Below are 16,049 nucleotides of genomic sequence, written 5' to 3' on the forward strand. Positions count from 1 at the left end.
TTGGAGAGAATATGCAGAAAATATCACGGAGAAGTTTTCTGAAGACGAGCGCGGCCGCAGCGGGAGGTGCTGTCCTGCTGCGGTCCGCTCGCAGTGCGAATGCCCTTGCCGGAAATGCGGTAACGCCGCGGCTTTCTCAGTTTGGCTATGCGGATGTTCAGTTGCTCGATGGTCCAATGCTCGAACAGTTTCGAGCCAATCATGCATTCTTTCTCTCCCTCGACGATGACCGCCTGTTGAAACCCTTTCGCCAGAAAGCAGGTTTGCCTGCGCCTGGAGAAGATATGGGCGGCTGGTACAGCTTCTCGGCCGAATTCGATCCGCCGCGCAATATGACCGGTTACATTGCAGGCCACTCGTTCGGGCAATATCTGTCCGGGTTGGCGCGTGCCTCTGCTGTTACAGGGTCAAAGCCCACACAGCAGAAGGTTCAGCGGCTCGTGCGGGGCTTCGCGGCAACGGTATCGAAGAAGTTCTATATGGACTATCCGTTGCCGGCGTACACATTCGATAAAACGAACTGTGGTCTGATCGATGCACATCAGTTTGCTGCTGATCCTGAAGCGCTTGCCGTGCTGAATCACGCCACCGATGCGGTGCTTCCTTTCTTGCCGGAGAAGGCGCTTACTCGTGCCGAGCAGGAGGCGCGCCCCCACAAAAACATCGCTTTTACCTGGGACGAAACCTATACGCTGCCTGAAAACTTTTATCTTGCCTGGCAGCGCGGTGCAGGCCCTCGATACAGGCATCTCGCAGAGCGCTTTTTGCAGGACAAGGACTATTTCGATCCTCTGGCCGAAGGGGAGAACGTTCTTCCCGGGCAGCATGCTTACAGTCATCTCAATGCGTTGTGCTCCGCGTTTCAGTGCTATCTGGTAAGTGGCAGCGATGCCCACCTGCGCGCAGCGCGCAACGGCTTCGATTTCGTCAGAACAACGCAGAGCTTCGCTACCGGAGGATGGGGGCCGGATGAAACCTTCCGTGCTCCTGGGAGTGGTGAAATTGGCGAAAGCCTTGAAAAAACACATGCGAGCTTTGAAACTCCATGTGGCGCTTACGGACATTTTAAGATCGCACGCTACCTGCTCAGCGTCTCCGGAGACAGCCGCTACGGAGACAGCATGGAAAGAGTGCTCTACAACACAATCCTCGGGGCGAAGCCATTACTGGAAGATGGAAGCAGTTTCTACTACTCGGACTATAACGATTCAGCTTCAAAGTTCTATCACCAGGACAAATGGCCGTGCTGCTCGGGAACATTCCCGCAGATTACAGCCGACTACGGAATCAGCTCGTATTTTCGAAGCGCACGGGGCGTGTACGTCAATTTATATGTCCCTTCGAAAGTGACATGGCGGCAGAACGGAACACTTTGCTCGCTGACGCAGAGAACGAATTATCCTCTGCTGGCGCAGTCGAGCCTGGATCTTCAGCTTGATCAGCCGGAAGAGTTCGAGATAGCTTTGCGCATCCCCGCATGGGCCGGGTCCGGCACACAAGTATCCATAAATGGAAGAAAAGTGGATCAGGATATAAGCCCTGGAGCATTCTTTTTAGTTCGGCGTACGTGGAAAAGCAGAGATCGGGTGGAGATTGAGTTCGATATGCCAATGCGTCTCGAAGCCGTGGACCCTCAGCATCCGAATACCCTGGCTCTTACCCATGGTCCTCTGGCGCTCTTCGCAATAGGCGAATCCTTCGGACAGTTCGATCGGAGCCAGTTGATGCATGCGGCGCAGACGTCTTCCGGATCTTCCGACTGGCAGGTCGAAAGCAGCACCGGAAAAGTTCGATTTACATCCTTTGCATCCATCCGCAGCGAAAAGTACCGCCTCTATCAGAAAGTCCTCTGACGGAATCGTTGTAAGGCGCATAGTCTGCATCGCCCTAAGGTGCATCGAACACCTGGCGATTTGGCCTGTATACCGAACAAATATTGGCACAGAATGTTTACTCGCGGGAGACGCCGACACACCATGCGTCTCCTGCCGCATTTTGGTCTATTGAAATACCTTCCTGAAGAGAAATCCCTAATAAAAGCGATTTAACTATCTTCACTGACCGGACACGTCTGGTTATTGATGGATAGTTCAATGTGTCACTGCAGAGGTCTTAATCGGCCGTGCATTCATTACGGAACTTCCTTTCAAAAAACTCCTTGACACCTCTTGCAGCCCAAAGCTAAGAACTTAGCTGCAATTGAGCGATTGGTAGGCAGTTCGCTATGGAACTATAACGAATTGCAGGACTAAGGAGATATACCGTGGGCCAGCTCATTAAAAAAGCTGAGTTCCAGTCAACCTCCTGGCAACTCCTGAGCGCAGTTGCGAGAACAAAGATTGTGGATTCGCTCCGAGCCCGGATACCACCCCTCAATCCGGAATGATCGGGCAGGCAGGAAGCAGACAAATCGGTGTTGAGTTCAGAGAACTATGGATTGCTTCATTTGTCAGACTCGTGAAGATAGAACCACGGTGATATTTCAAGGAGACTATCAGTGGCCAACAGCTATAAATTCAGAAAATATACATTTCTGTACTGCGTGTTGCCGGCGCTAATCATATTATTGGCATCTGCAACAGGAGTTTGGGCCCAGGCCGGAGGAGGTTCTCTGACCGGAACGGTAACAGATCCTGGCGGTGCCGTAATCCCCAACGCCACCGTTACCCTGACGAACGCCGAAATGGGCACCAACTATTCATCGATATCGAACAGTGATGGACGATATGTGTTCCCTCAGGTCGCCGTAGGCACCTATACGCTGAAAGTCGCCGCTACGGGCTTCAGCCAGCAGATCCAGCAAGGCGTAGGCATCTCGGTTGGCAATACTACGACAGCCAATGTCTCGATGCAGATCGGCCAGGCGACGCAGCAGGTCGTAGTGAATGGAAACGTGCAGCAGATTCAGACGGAAAGCTCCGACGTTGGTACTACTGTTTCTCCGAAGCTGATTCAGCAGCTGCCTCTGAGTTTCAGTGGCCTGGTTCGCAGCCCCCTGCAGTTCATGACGCTGACGCCGGGCTTTGAGGGAGATGCCTCCGGCAATCCGCAGTCGCAGGCCAGCTTCAAACTAAACGGCGGTGGAAGCGGCAGCGCGGATGTTCTCCTGGATGGCGCATCGGTCTCTCTCGCCTCGCCGAACTATCAATGGAACTTTGGGATCAGTGTCGAGGCAGTCAACGAGTTCAAAGTGCAGACCAGTACCTTCCCTGCGGAGTATGGTCGCACGGGCGGTGGGTTTGTCAACGTTGCTACCAGATCGGGCGGGGATCAGTTCCATGGCGGTGTCTATGATCTGTTGAAGAACAAGGTATTCGACGCGAACAGCTGGCAGAACAATCATCTGGGAAATGCCAAGCCCACGGATACTCAGAACGACTTCGGCGGTTTTGGCGGCGGCCCGGTCTTTATTCCAAAACTGTATGACGGCAGAGGTAAGACATTCTGGTTCTTCTCGTATGAAGGTTTCCGTTACATCTCCGTCTCGCATAACACGCAGTCCTATCCGACGCCCGCCATGTGGCAGAATGGAGACTTTTCCGCACTGCTGCCCACGCAGTCGGTGAATGGAGTGGTTTATCCAGGAAGACAGCTCTATGACTACACAACGTGCTCGGGAGCGAATCTTGGAAAGACCTGCCAGCCATTCGTAAACAATCAGATTCCGACGGATCGGCTGGATCCGCTCGCTAAAAACTACATGGCTCTGCTGCCAACTCCTCAGATAACGACACGGCCATGGTTGAACCTGAATTATTCGCTTTCAGCTCCGGTGAACAACGACCTGTATTCTATCCGCATTGATCAGAATATCGGCCAGAGGAACAAGCTGTATGGAAGCTTCGCTCAGGCAGATATGCCGGTAGTGGATAACTATTCCATCGGCCCTCTTTTCACAAATAACTTCGGCAGCACCATGACGCACTATGTGCGTTTGGCAGAAGACTGGACAATCACGCCGAATCTTCTGAATCATCTGAACTTTGGCTTTACGCGCCGGGATCGTACGGAAGACGGACCGAACGGGATCGGTCAGTGGGAAGACAAACTTGGATGGCACGGAGATTTCGTCGATATTCTGATCCCCAACATGGGGATTCAGTATGACCCCCATGGCGGAAACATCAGCACTCCTCCTGGTGATAATGGCAGCTTTGTAGATAACAGCTATGAGATGGATGAATCTCTTTCTTGGATTCATGGTAATCACACGTTTCAGTTTGGCATTGGACATCGTAGACAGGAATTCAATGTGTACTACGGCAGTAATGCGGCCGCCGATTTCAGCTTCGAGAACACACTCACCTCTGCTGGAAATAATGCTTCGGGGAATCCGATCGATCCAAATTCCGGATCGGGTGTAGCCTCATTCTTTCTCGGTGCGGCGACGACAGGAACAGTTGGCGGACCACAGTCTGCAGGTATGCGAGCCCGGTATTGGGACTTCTATGGCCAGGATGACTGGAAGGCAACTCGCAAGCTGACGGTGAATTACGGTTTGAGATATGAAATTCCGGAACCGGTACAGGAATCTCAGTGCAGAACCTCGCAGGTAAATCCGACACTGCCGAACCCGGGCGCGGATAACCTTCCCGGTGCTATGGAATTCCAGGGTAAGGGCACAGGTCGTGATGGCAGGTGCAGTCCGATGAATCAATACTGGGGTTCATGGGGACCTCGCCTCGGAGCGGTATATCAGTTGAACAATAATACTGTCGTCCGCGCTGCGTATGGAATCTACTACACCGCGCTGAAAGTATCTAACTTTGCGAACACGGACAGCGCAGGGTTCTTCGCTCCCGGGTATAAGTGGCCTGCAAATGTAAATCAGCAGACGCCTGCCGTGATACCCAGCCAGGTAACGAGTTATCCAGGCGTTCCTCCACCGGTTATCTCGCCGACTGCCCTGAATGGCCTGAATGGTGGTGGTGGTGCCGCAACGGGTGGTCCGGTAATGCTTCCGGGAAGACTTGCCAGAGCCGGCGCGGTCCAGAACTGGACACTGGATATACAGCGTCAGCTTCCTGGACAATGGCTGCTGGATGCGGCGTATGTCGGCAACCACGGATCTCATCTGCAGGCCCTGCTGAAAGACCCGAACGTAGGTCCTGTCTCTGCGCTCTCCTATGGAAATTGCCTTTCGGTGCTGGTTACGAATCAGACCACCAGCCCGGAATGCGCCGGTATGCCGGTGGTTCCCATCCCCTATACGAACTTCCTCAACGATTTCGGTTCTGCGGCAACCGTCGCTCAGGCACTGCGTCCCTTCCCGCAGTATCAGACGGAGGACCTGGACACATCATTCAGCGCGAACCCCTGGGGAAATTACACATACAACGCTTTGCAGGTACAGCTCACCAAGCGCTACGGTGCCGGGCTGACTGTCCTGGCAAACTATACCTGGTCAAAGAACCTCACCGATGCAGACGCGGATTATGCTCCGCAGGAAGCGTGGAATGGAGGCTCTCCGGCTGGTCTCTATAACCCGGCGAATCCAAAAGATGTGAAGTCTTACAGTGAGTTCGATCAGCCGCAGAATGCCAAGATAGCCTATACCTATGAATTACCGGTTGGAAAAGGTAAAAAGGTTCTCGGCAGCACCAACAAGGCAGTCGATCTGGCAGTAGGAGGATGGACGATTGGAGGACTGGTAGCCTACTCCACTGGCTTCCCACTCTCTGTCACGGAAAGTAACTGGACTTCGGGCATCTTCGCCGGTCAGGCGACGGGAGCTCAGAACAGACCGAACATGGTCGCTGGTGCCGATGTATCAGGCTTCCGTGGCGGTAAGTATGTCTTTGGTCAGAGTCGAAAGGTCAATCCGGCGGCATTTACCCAGTCGCCGAACTATACCTTTGGAAATGCGCCAAGACTCCTGGGAGGGGCTCGAAACTTTGCACACAAAGACGAAGATCTTCAGATCGGAAAGAGGTTCCCACTCTTCACGGAACGCGTTGGGCTGAACTTCAGATTCGATGCCTTCAATATCTTTAACCGTCACTCTTATGGATGCCTCGATAACACTGTCGGAGATCCTGGATTCGGAGAATTTACCTGCGGTACCGGACCGAATGCGGAGGTAAATAACAATATCTCCACCTCGGTTCCATCGAGCAGAACCCTGCAGGCAAACTTCCGAATAACCTTTTAACTGGCTTACAAACGTGCTGGGATGCGGCGTCATCTTTTGGTAGTGCAACGAACAGATGGCGCTGCTCTGGCATCAACAGAAACCGTTCCCGGATTTGTAGCAAGACAGCAAAAGCTGTTCGGCTCATTTGCCCATATAGCTTTCCGTACTCTCAGGAAAGTGCTGTATAGTGTAGCCATGCTAAAGGGAGCTCGACGAATGAATCATCGGGCTCTGCTTTGCTGTTTATAGTCATGCTGGTTCTTGGCCGCTGCCGAAGGGGCTTCAAAGGGATAGTTACCCTTGCCTGTCTCTTTCTGGTTTTTCTTCCCTTCGCGCTGGCTCGTGATTCCGACGATGAAGCATTGCGTCACTTTGCTGCTGCACAGCGTGCGCAAAATGCAGGCCAGTTGGATGAAGCTGCCAGTGAGTATCTGAAGGTCGTCCAGCTCCTGCCAAACGCCGCGGAAGCATACGCGAGCCTTGGGCTCGTTTACAACGCGCAGGGAAAGTATGCAGACTCGGCGCAGGCTCTTGCCAAAGCTGAGAAGTTGAAGCCTGGATTGCCGGGAGTCAGCCTCTATCTGGGAATAGATGATCTCCGCATGCATCAGCCGGCGTCTGCCGTCCTTCATCTCAGAGCGGCGATACGTTCAGAGCCCAAAAATGAACAAGCGCATACGTGGCTCAGTGAGGCGCTCAGCGACAGCGGCCAGCATGACGCCGCATTGGCGGAATTGCAGAAAGCCAGTCTGCTCTTCCCCTCGGACCCTGCGCTTTTGCTGGACCTTTCAAGGCTCTGTCGCAGAGCCGCCGATCAAAAAATAGATCGCATATTTATGACGGCGAAAGGTAGTCCCCTGCAGCATCAGATCTATGGAGACATATATAAGGACCAGCATGCGTGGTCGAACGCAAAGGCGCACTATTATCGTGCGCTGGAGCTGGATACTCAGTGGCATGGCGCGCATTTCGGTCTGGGTGAAATAGCATTGCAGAATCAGGAGCTTGATCTGGCCAGTCATGAATATCATCTGGAGCTGCAGACAAACCCCCGTTCCGGGGCAGCGATGGCGAGGCTAGCCGAAATTGCGCTGTTGGAGAATAAGCCCGGAGATGCGCTGACTCAGTTTGAATCAGCGATTAAAGCTGCGCCGGAGGAGGCCGCACACGCAGTCGGTTTGCCGCCTGATCCCGTTGCCGGCAAATCGGACGAGCTTGCGAAAGACGCGCAGTCGTCGCTTCGCAGCGCTCTTTCTCAACTAGAAGCTGCACCGCCAGCACCTGCGCGAAGTCTCGCCATTGCAGTTGTTGATCTGCGTCTGGGGCAGACAGATGCATCGCTCGCGGCTTGGAAGCAATTCCAGCAAAGTGCGCCGCACTCTAATCCATCGACGACTTATCAGCGAGCCCTTATACAGTTCGACCAGCAGAACCTGAACGCTGCTGATGTCTCCGTGCGGTCATGGCTGAGTACGCACCCTGTCGATTTGCAGGCAGTATATCTCTCGGCCAAAATCGATCAGGCTCTCTCCTTCTCTGCACTTCAGAAGTTATTGGAACTGGCTCCCGATTCTTATCCGGCCCATCAGGCCTTGGGCGATATATATGAGGAGTCCCAGAATGACAACAAGGCACTGAGTGAATACAAGCTCGCCGAATCGATGGCTCCGAATCTGCCAGGTATACATTTTTCTATCGGGAATCTGTTCGTGAAGCTGCATCGTGAAGACGATGCCCTTACAGAGTTACAGACAGCTCTTGGCATGGATCAGGATAATCCGGAAGCGAATGCTGAGGTTGGCGCGATTTATCTGAATCGGCTTGACCCCGCGAAGGCAATCCCTTACCTCGAGCATGCAGTTCAGCAGGAGAATGATCTGTGGTCGGCCCATCAGCAGCTTGGAAAGGCCTACTACACGCAGAAAGAGTATACGAGGGCCACAGCGGAGTTACTGCTCGCCGTACAGCATGATCCTGATGGCGCGGCGCGTTACCAGCTCGGCCTGGTTTACCGGGCCCTTGGGAAAAACAAGGAAGCCGGCGAGCAATTTGAAATAAGCCGAAAGATCAAGCTTGAAAATCTGTCTCATGCCAAAACAGAGATGACAACCTTTCAGAAGCAGCTGCAATGATCGTGTTCACCCGTCAGGCCGGTTATTTCCTGCTCATTTCCGTGCTGCTCTGCTCAGCTTCGCCATCGTTTGCTCAGGCCGATCCGGTGCAGCAAGGCGTTCAGTTATTTCGTCAGGGAGATTATGAGGATGCGTTGCACGCATTCCAGGCGGCAAAGCGCGCGCAGCCGAACAATGCATCCCTTGAGAACCTCATCGGCATCACCGAAACCCAGTTGGGCCATATTGAGAACGCGAATAAGGCATACGAAGCGGCATCCCGGCTGAACCCAAAACTTGCAGATCCACATAAAAATCTCGCATTCAACTACCTGCGTGCCGGGCAATACCTGCCGGCCGAGCAGCAGTTGAAATCAGCTCTGGCCCTCGATCGCAATGATCCGGCGATTCACTACTATTTTGTTCTTGTCTATCTCTCGACCGAGCAGGATCGCGGCGTTGTCTCGCACCTCCTGGCAGCAGAGCCATTCCTGAAAAACGATCCTCAGGCAGCCGCTTCGGCAGCTAAGGCATGTTTGCGTTCCGGCGTGCCCGATCAGGCAAAGCAGTTGATTGATCTGCTGGAAAACGGTTCGGGGTTTTCGATTGAGCAGGAATACGATCTTGCGAAAGCATTCAGTGACAAAGGCATGTATCTGGATTCAGCCCAGCGCTTCCGCTCCGTCCTGAAAGCTCACCCCGAATCATGGGAGAGCCGGTATAACCTCGCAATTAGCCTTTCAAAAGCAAATCAGACAGAGGAAGCAATTCATATCCTCGCATCTCTGGAAGCAGAACATACAAAAGATGTGAATGTCCTTTCCATGGTAGCGTCGGCCGCAGAGTCGGCCGGAAATTCTGCACTTGCTCTGAAGGCTCTTGAAGACGCTATTGTCGTCGAGCCTCACAGTCCCGACCGCTATCTGGACTGCACGCATCTGTTGATGGACCTCAACCGTTACGATGAAGCAGCCGAGTGGACGCAGCGCGGCATCGCGCAGCTTTCCGATCCCTACCCACTGACAATTCGCCTGGGTGCGATTGAGATGATGCGAGGCAATCACGACAAAGCTGCAGCTGATTATCAGGTGGCCATCCAAAGGCATCCGGAAATTGCGCTCGGTTACGTGGCTCTGGCGCAGGCGTATATGAAGGATGGAAAAGACCAGGAAGCACTGGTAGTGCTGACTGACGGACGCGGAAAAGTTCCCCCTGACTTCGCGCTCGAATATGTGTTCGGGCTTGTTTCTGCGAGAGTAGGAAAGCAAGCGCAGGCAATCGACGCACTGGTGCGCGCGGCACAACTCAATCCGCAGATAGTTGAGCCGCATTACCAGCTGGGGGTCATTTTCCTCCAGCAGGAACAGCTAAAGAAAGCGCAGGAAGAGTTCGAAAGCGCTATACGAATTGATCCAACTCACGCGGAAGCATATTTTCAGCTGAGCCGCGTCTATGCCCGCCTTGGCGATAGGCAGAAGGCGCAGGCCATGGGCGTGAGAGCTCACGAACTTGCTCAGACACAGCAGGAAGAAGCGATCAAAGAAGAAAAATCACGGCTAAGCACGCTCCCACCGCAGTGAAAAGCTAAACCGGATCTCGCATCGAGGAGAATGGAACGGCGCAAAAGTAAAGGCTCTCGCGCCGCATGCTTCACCTTCCTAGTGTTTCGCCCCTGGAGCCTGAAGGCTGGTGGAAGGAGCCAGTGAGGATGCTCCCGGTGCAACACTGCCGGTAGCCGCCCATTCAGTTCCGCGCGCCAGCAGATCCATGAAGCCAGGCTGAGTCATCGCCAGCAGATCATGGCCCAGTACAGTGACCATTACTCGCCCCTGGCCATAGTTAACCGTCCACACGGCTGGTTCGGTCTTGCCTGTGCCGCCTGGATTGTTCGGGTCGTCAAAGGCTGACGCCAGCACATGGGCAGTCGGTTTGAGGTCTATCTTGTGATAAAGCTCATCATTCGCCACAAAGGTCGGAGGAAGCCCCTTGTCGACAGGGCTGTCGCGGTCGACCCACTGAACCACAAAAACGTGACGCTTTGCGTGACCAATATTATTGATGTCCCAGGTCATGCCGACCATATCCGTGAAAGCCTGCCATGGCTCTCCTTCCAGTCTGCGGGGTTCTGTTGGAGTTCCGCCAGCCTGTCCAAAAAACGGACCATAGAGCACGCCGTGTATCGCAACCATGCCCTTACCGGAGCGGATAAAGTCTTCGACTGCTTTTTCGGTGCCGTCGCCCCACCGCGGACCATAGTAATAGTCAACCAGTACGTCGTAGTGAGATAGAGTTTCTGCGGTGATCCCGCGTACTTCCTCTTCGAGCTTCACATCAAAGCGTCCGGTATTGTTGAGAATGCCCTGCAGAAAGGGTGCCGTTCCCTGCCAGGGATGAGACCAGTCTGAGTTTCCTGTCAGTATCAGAACTCTGATCTTTTGATCGGCTGTTCTTTGCGATGGCGATGTAGTTTGGGCGATGGCCGCACTCGATCCGAGCAGGCAAAGAGTAAGACAGCATCCAATAACGGTATTCCTCAGGGACATTCCGCCTCCTTCTTAATTCATGAAGCCTGATAACAGGTAATGCACATGTATTTCCTGCGGTTGCGGCCTCACTTATCAATCAGGAGCAGCGTATGGAAACCCTTTGACAGGAGCCGACGGCACAGTATAGTACTATTCCAGTCGAATTAGAAATTAGTTCATTTCGGAACTAGAACTGAAGATTCTAACTGGAAATTTGGCAAGCTCGAAGAGAAGTGTTATGTCGGATACCGTGGTCATGATAAGTCTGATTGAGCCATCGAAGCTCCGTCTGTCAGCCGCGGCAGTAGCAAACTACCGGGACACGCCGGAGACCGTATTGATCGATAGTAAGTCGGAAGTGCATCTGTAAAGTGGCTCACGAAAGAGCGAAGCGAGAGGACATCTGGAACTATGTTGTTTATCAAGCCGGCTGCTTATACGTTAATGTCGTCACTGGCTGTCTTTGGCGCATCGGCGCAGGTGAGAAATGTTGCGCCACAGGAAGAGCTTTCGAGCGGAACGACCAGGATAAAAGTGTACCTTCCGGATGCGGCTAAAGGCTTTTATCGCGGAACCCGGTTCGACTGGTCGGGTGTTATTGGAGAACTGGACACACTGGGGCACACCTGGTTTGATCAATGGTTTACTCGCGGCGACGCCACAGTGCATGACTTCAGCTACGACGGATCGGATATTGTGGCCGGTCCCTGCACCGCGGCAACCGGACCCGTTGAAGAATTTACAACCCCACTGGGCTACGATGAAGCAAAGCCGGGCGGAACATTCGTCAAAATTGGCGTGGGTGTTCTTCGCAGGCCTGACGATGCGAAGTACGATTCATTCCGCCTGTACGAGGTCGTAGACAATGGACACTGGCAAACGCGAAAAAAAGGGAACTCGATCGAGTTCGGCCAGGATATTCAGGACCCATCCAGCGGATATTCGTACAGCTACGAGAAGACGATAACGGTTCTGCAGGACAAGTCGGGAATTGTGATCGATCACAGACTAACGAACACCGGGAAGCGGTCGATTAAGACCGATGTCTACGACCATAATTTTCTGGTACTCGATAAACAGCCGCCAGGGCCGGACTTTACCATTACATTCCCTTTTCAGATCAGTCCGGTTCACCCGCCTGAAGCAGGCCTGGCGGAATTGCGGGGAAATCAGATCGTTTATCTGAAAAAACTCACCGGAGAAGATCGCGTTTTTACGACAATCCATGGATTTGGAGACGATGCGAAAGACTATGATGTGCGCATCGACAATGCTCGCCTCGGTGTTGGACTCACTATCACCGGTGACAGACCGCTGAAGAATGTGGCCATGTGGTCGATTCGCCCCGTTATGGCGGTCGAGCCGTTCATCGAGATATCGGTCAATCCAGGGCAGTCATTTACCTGGCGATATGAATATGCCTTTCACAAGCTGGGATCTTCTGGAAAATAACAAAGCATCGATCTTGTGAAAGATAGACTGTTCAGTCGTCGTATATGAAAAGTAAGATGCAGTTGCTGAAAAATATGCGGCACATGCATCGAGCGGGAATGGCGATAGCCGTTATTATTCTGGGCTCTCTCCAGTGGGCACCTGATATAGCCGTCGGAAAGGCGCTCCATGCGGAGAAGAAGGCACCGGTAGATGCCGCCTGGCGCGATGGCTATGCAGGGGATGCAGCATGTGCCGGGTGTCACAAGGATCAGGTGGCTTCATACTCGCATACGGCCCACTACAGCACCTCTGCGATTGCTGGCAGCAATTCGATCGCGGGCTCACTTCGGAACGAATCAAATGTGCTGATGATCGTAAGGCCGGAAACCACCTCTGAGAATCCAGGTCTGTTCTTCAAAATGGAAGCTCGCAACGACGGCGCGTATCAAACTGCGGTAGCAGGCTGGCCCGGCCAATATCAAACGAAAACAGCTCGTATGGATATCGTGGTCGGGTCCGGAGTTCGAGGTCAGAGCTACCTGTCCTGGCAGGGAGACGAACTGTATGAGCTGCCGGTGAGCTACTGGACAGACGGCCATCAATGGATCAACAGTCCTGGCTACAAAGATGGCTCGATGGATTTCTCCAGAGCGGTGGTGCCGCGTTGTCTTGAATGCCATAGCACCTATATCCACCAGTTATCCGCTAATCCGTTAAGCAATCGTTACGACAAGGCAAGTCTGGTCGTCGGCATTACCTGCGAAAAATGTCACGGTCCGGGCAAAGCTCACATCGCGCTGGAATCGGCAGCAAAGCCAAGTGCCGCACCGGCAGCCGGCGTCGGCATTCTGAATCCGGCAAAGTTCCCGCGAGACCGGCAGGTCGACCTTTGTGCCCTTTGTCATAACGGATTGCGCGGCGAAGAACTCGCTCCGGCGTTTTCGTTCGTTGCCGGTCAGTCTCTCGATAAATATCTGCAGCCAAACTCCGGGGAGATAGCAGAGAAGCCGAGTGTCCATGGAAACCAGGTCGGCTTGCTCAAAAAGAGTCGCTGCTATTTGTCTTCCCCCGGCATGAGTTGTTCGACCTGCCACGATATCCATGCGCCGGAAAAAGAAGCGGCTTCTTATTCTAGCCGCTGCCTTACCTGTCACCTCGCATCGAGCTGCGGCATGTTCAAAACCGGGGGAGTGAAAATCGCGGAGAATTGCGTTGATTGCCACATGCCTGTTGAGCAGACAGATGCTGTTGTGTCAGAAACCGTCGGTCGCGCAATACAGCCGAAGATGCGTAGTCACTGGATCAGGGTGTATCGCTGAGTTGCAGTAAAGAAGAAGAAACACTGTGCGGAAGATTCGTTGGAGAGATCAATGAAAAAAATCAGGACCGCTATCTTTGGAACTGGCTTTATGGGACGTGTTCACACGGAGGCAGTTCGACGTCTGGGCAATGTCGAGGTTGCGGCCATCGCAGCCAGAACAGCCGATCAGGCGAGAAAATTTGCAGATACCCTTGGCATTGAAAGCGCGACAGGCGACTATACAACGATTCTGAACGATCCGGAGATCGAAGCAGTGCACGTCTGCGCTCCGAATGCACTTCACTTCGAAATGACAAAGTCTGCGTTGCAGGCCGGTAAGCACGTCGTATGCGAAAAGCCGCTGGCATCCACAATTTCTGAAGCGCAGGAAATGGTCGATCTTGCCAAAGCGCGCAATCTCGCCAACTGCACCCTGTACAACATTCGCTTCTATCCGCAGATACAGAACATGCTTCACATGCGTGAAGCCGGTGAATTCGGCGAGATTCAGATCGTGCAGGGAACGTATTCGCAGGATTGGCTTCTCTATGACACCGACTGGAACTGGCGCATCGAATCCGGACCCTCCCGTGCCTTCGCCGATATCGGAACACACTGGTGCGATCTGGCCGAATATCTCACGGGGCTGAAAATCACTTCCGTCTGCGCCGAGCTGGAGACATTTCGTAAAGCCCGTAAAAGGCCGAAGCATTCTATTGAGACATTCGCCGGAAAGAAACTGCAGCCTTCTGATTACGATGAGGTCCCTGTGAAAACGGAAGATTTCTGCTCCATGATGTTCCATATGGGCGAAGGTGTCAGAGGATCGATGACGGCAAGTCAGGTTTCAGCCGGGCGCAAAAATTTTCTTTCGATAGAACTTTATGGCACAAAAGCATCCGCCGCATGGAATGCGGAGCGACCGGACGAGCTGTGGGTGGGCAATCGAAACTCGGCGAATGAGCTCTATATCAAAGATCCGTCTTTGATGAGAGCGGGAGCGAGTCAGTATGCGGACCTGCCGGGTGGTCACAGCGAAGGCTACGACGATACCTTCAAACAGATACTTCGGCAGTTCTACAAGAAAGTTGCCGATAGTGAGCAACAGGCCGAATTTCCTACCTTTGTCGACGGTATCCGTCAGTTGTACGTCCTGAACGCCGTCCTTGAGAGCGCCGCAAAGCGTGCATGGGTCGATGTAGCTGGCGGCGACTGGTAAATCCTGGCAGAACAGGCTCACTCCTAAGTGGAGCGAGCCGTTGCCGGAGCATGACCGCGGCGAATAAGCGCTTCTTTCCCCATAAATTCGTGCGGCACATAGTGAACGACCGGAGCAGATCTTCCTCGTACGATAGGCAGAGCAAAGTTCAGCAGATCGGGACCATAGCGTTCCGGATGAAAACAGACAGTCCCGATGCATGGGCTGTCAGGGTCTGCAGCGATATCGAGAATCTCCATGCTCCCGCCATGCCCCACAACGGCAAGCTCTGTGCCATACCGTGCCTGATCGGCCGCTTCGATCGCTCCAATCGCGCTTTCGTCGTTAATTCCTACAATCAGAATTCTCTTTTTACCTTTTGATTTCATAAAGCCTGCTACTGCACTTTTCGAAGTAGCCCTGTCACCGCCTCCGTCAAGATGATGTACATCCTTTTCCGGCAGCGGTCCTAGCCTCTCCTGAATGCCTTGTATGGCCCCGACCAGTCTGCTCTGAATGGTTCTTCCTGCGCGCGGAGACTCAAGCAGCAAAAGGGCGTCAATCTGGGACTTCCAGTGCCTCAGCGCAAAATCAGCCAGAGCGGTTCCGGCCGCAAATCCAGCGCGGTAGTTATTCACGCCGAAGTACACAGTTCCATGATGCGGATTGACGAGAGAGATGAGCGGAATCTCTGATCTCGAAAAGATATCGGAGATGACAGGAGCCACGTTCTCGAACAGCTGAAATTCGATCGCCAGGTCGACCTTACTTACGGCCATTTCGCGCGCATTCTGAATTGCCTTATCGGCGCTTCGATCGTTATCCCAAACCACAAGATCAATCCCGGCAGCCGAAGTAGCTGCTTTCAGGCTCTCTTCGATTTCAACGGCGAGCGAAACATGTTTGGAGAGATTTGCAAAGCCAAACTTGAGTCTGCGCCGTAGCTGGTTAAGACGATACTGGCGCCCGGATCGATTGAGGTAATCCCTCAGCACCAGTGTGTGCAGAATCCGATAGGCGGTTGTATGGGGAATCCCCGTTGACTTTACCACTTCTTCAAGCGTCAGCGGTTTGGTGGCAGCTCCGAAACAATCGAGAAGATCGATTGTTCTCGCAACAATGGGAATCCAGTACTTATCCACTCTTCTGGAGTTATCCTGGTTCATCGCATCCGGCTTATTCTTTATAGCTGTCATAGGTGCAATATCTTTCGCGAGACCAAATACTACACAATCAGCTCAATGTTGAAAAGAGTTCTGTCCGGAAATTCGAAGGCAATGGATACCGCCGGTAAATACTCTGAATGCATGTCCATCTGAGGCAGAACGCCTCACAAAGTTCAATGAAG

General features: G+C 53.2%; 9 protein-coding genes. 7 read left to right on the forward strand and 2 right to left on the reverse strand.

Annotated elements, in window-relative coordinates; translation table 11 throughout:
• The first annotated feature begins 11 nt into the window (after positions 1-11).
• The 4 genes from D0Y96_RS15070 to D0Y96_RS15085 all read left to right on the forward strand — a co-directional run bounded on the left by D0Y96_RS15070 (position 12) and on the right by D0Y96_RS15085 (position 9,824).
• Positions 12-1,853 (forward strand): beta-L-arabinofuranosidase domain-containing protein, encoded by a 1,842-nt coding sequence (locus D0Y96_RS15070; protein ID WP_117301486.1) that lies wholly within the window; start codon positions 12-14, stop codon positions 1,851-1,853.
• A gap of 713 nt (positions 1,854-2,566) precedes the next feature.
• Positions 2,567-6,151, forward strand: a complete 3,585-nt coding sequence (locus tag D0Y96_RS15075; RefSeq protein WP_158562418.1) for a TonB-dependent receptor domain-containing protein — start codon at positions 2,567-2,569, stop codon at positions 6,149-6,151.
• Positions 6,152-6,384: 233 nt separating this feature from the next.
• On the forward strand, positions 6,385-8,265 hold the full coding sequence (locus D0Y96_RS15080; RefSeq protein WP_147325085.1) for a tetratricopeptide repeat protein: 1,881 nt from the start codon (positions 6,385-6,387) through the stop codon (positions 8,263-8,265).
• Positions 8,262-9,824, forward strand: a complete 1,563-nt coding sequence (locus D0Y96_RS15085; RefSeq protein WP_117301493.1) for a tetratricopeptide repeat protein — start codon at positions 8,262-8,264, stop codon at positions 9,822-9,824. The genes D0Y96_RS15080 and D0Y96_RS15085 overlap by 4 nt, the downstream gene beginning before the upstream one ends.
• A 78-nt stretch (positions 9,825-9,902) precedes the next feature.
• On the opposite strand, the gene D0Y96_RS15090 is transcribed toward D0Y96_RS15085, so the two are convergent.
• Complete coding sequence (locus tag D0Y96_RS15090) at positions 9,903-10,787, reverse strand: ThuA domain-containing protein (protein ID WP_117301495.1); 885 nt, start codon at positions 10,785-10,787, stop codon at positions 9,903-9,905.
• Between the two features lie 393 nt (positions 10,788-11,180).
• Between D0Y96_RS15090 and D0Y96_RS15095 the strand changes: the two genes are divergently transcribed.
• Genes D0Y96_RS15095 through D0Y96_RS15105 form a run of 3 tightly spaced genes read left to right on the forward strand, consistent with a single transcriptional unit; the run spans position 11,181 to position 14,722 of the window.
• Positions 11,181-12,221, forward strand: a complete 1,041-nt coding sequence (locus D0Y96_RS15095; RefSeq protein WP_147325086.1) for a hypothetical protein — start codon at positions 11,181-11,183, stop codon at positions 12,219-12,221.
• Between the two features lie 56 nt (positions 12,222-12,277).
• Positions 12,278-13,522, forward strand: coding sequence for a multiheme c-type cytochrome (locus D0Y96_RS15100; RefSeq protein ID WP_158562419.1), 1,245 nt, complete (start codon positions 12,278-12,280; stop codon positions 13,520-13,522).
• Positions 13,523-13,561: 39 nt separating this feature from the next.
• Positions 13,562-14,722 carry a Gfo/Idh/MocA family protein gene (locus tag D0Y96_RS15105; protein ID WP_252263818.1) on the forward strand — a complete coding sequence of 387 codons (1,161 nt, stop codon included), beginning with the start codon at positions 13,562-13,564 and terminating at the stop codon, positions 14,720-14,722.
• 23 nt (positions 14,723-14,745) lie between these two features.
• Here D0Y96_RS15105 and D0Y96_RS15110 read toward each other — a convergent pair whose 3' ends face one another.
• Positions 14,746-15,897, reverse strand: a complete 1,152-nt coding sequence (locus D0Y96_RS15110) for a substrate-binding domain-containing protein (RefSeq protein WP_117301505.1) — start codon at positions 15,895-15,897, stop codon at positions 14,746-14,748.
• Positions 15,898-16,049 lie beyond the last annotated feature (152 nt).

The organism is Paracidobacterium acidisoli (genome assembly GCF_003428625.2).
Classification (GTDB): Bacteria; Acidobacteriota; Terriglobia; order Terriglobales; family Acidobacteriaceae; genus Paracidobacterium; species Paracidobacterium acidisoli.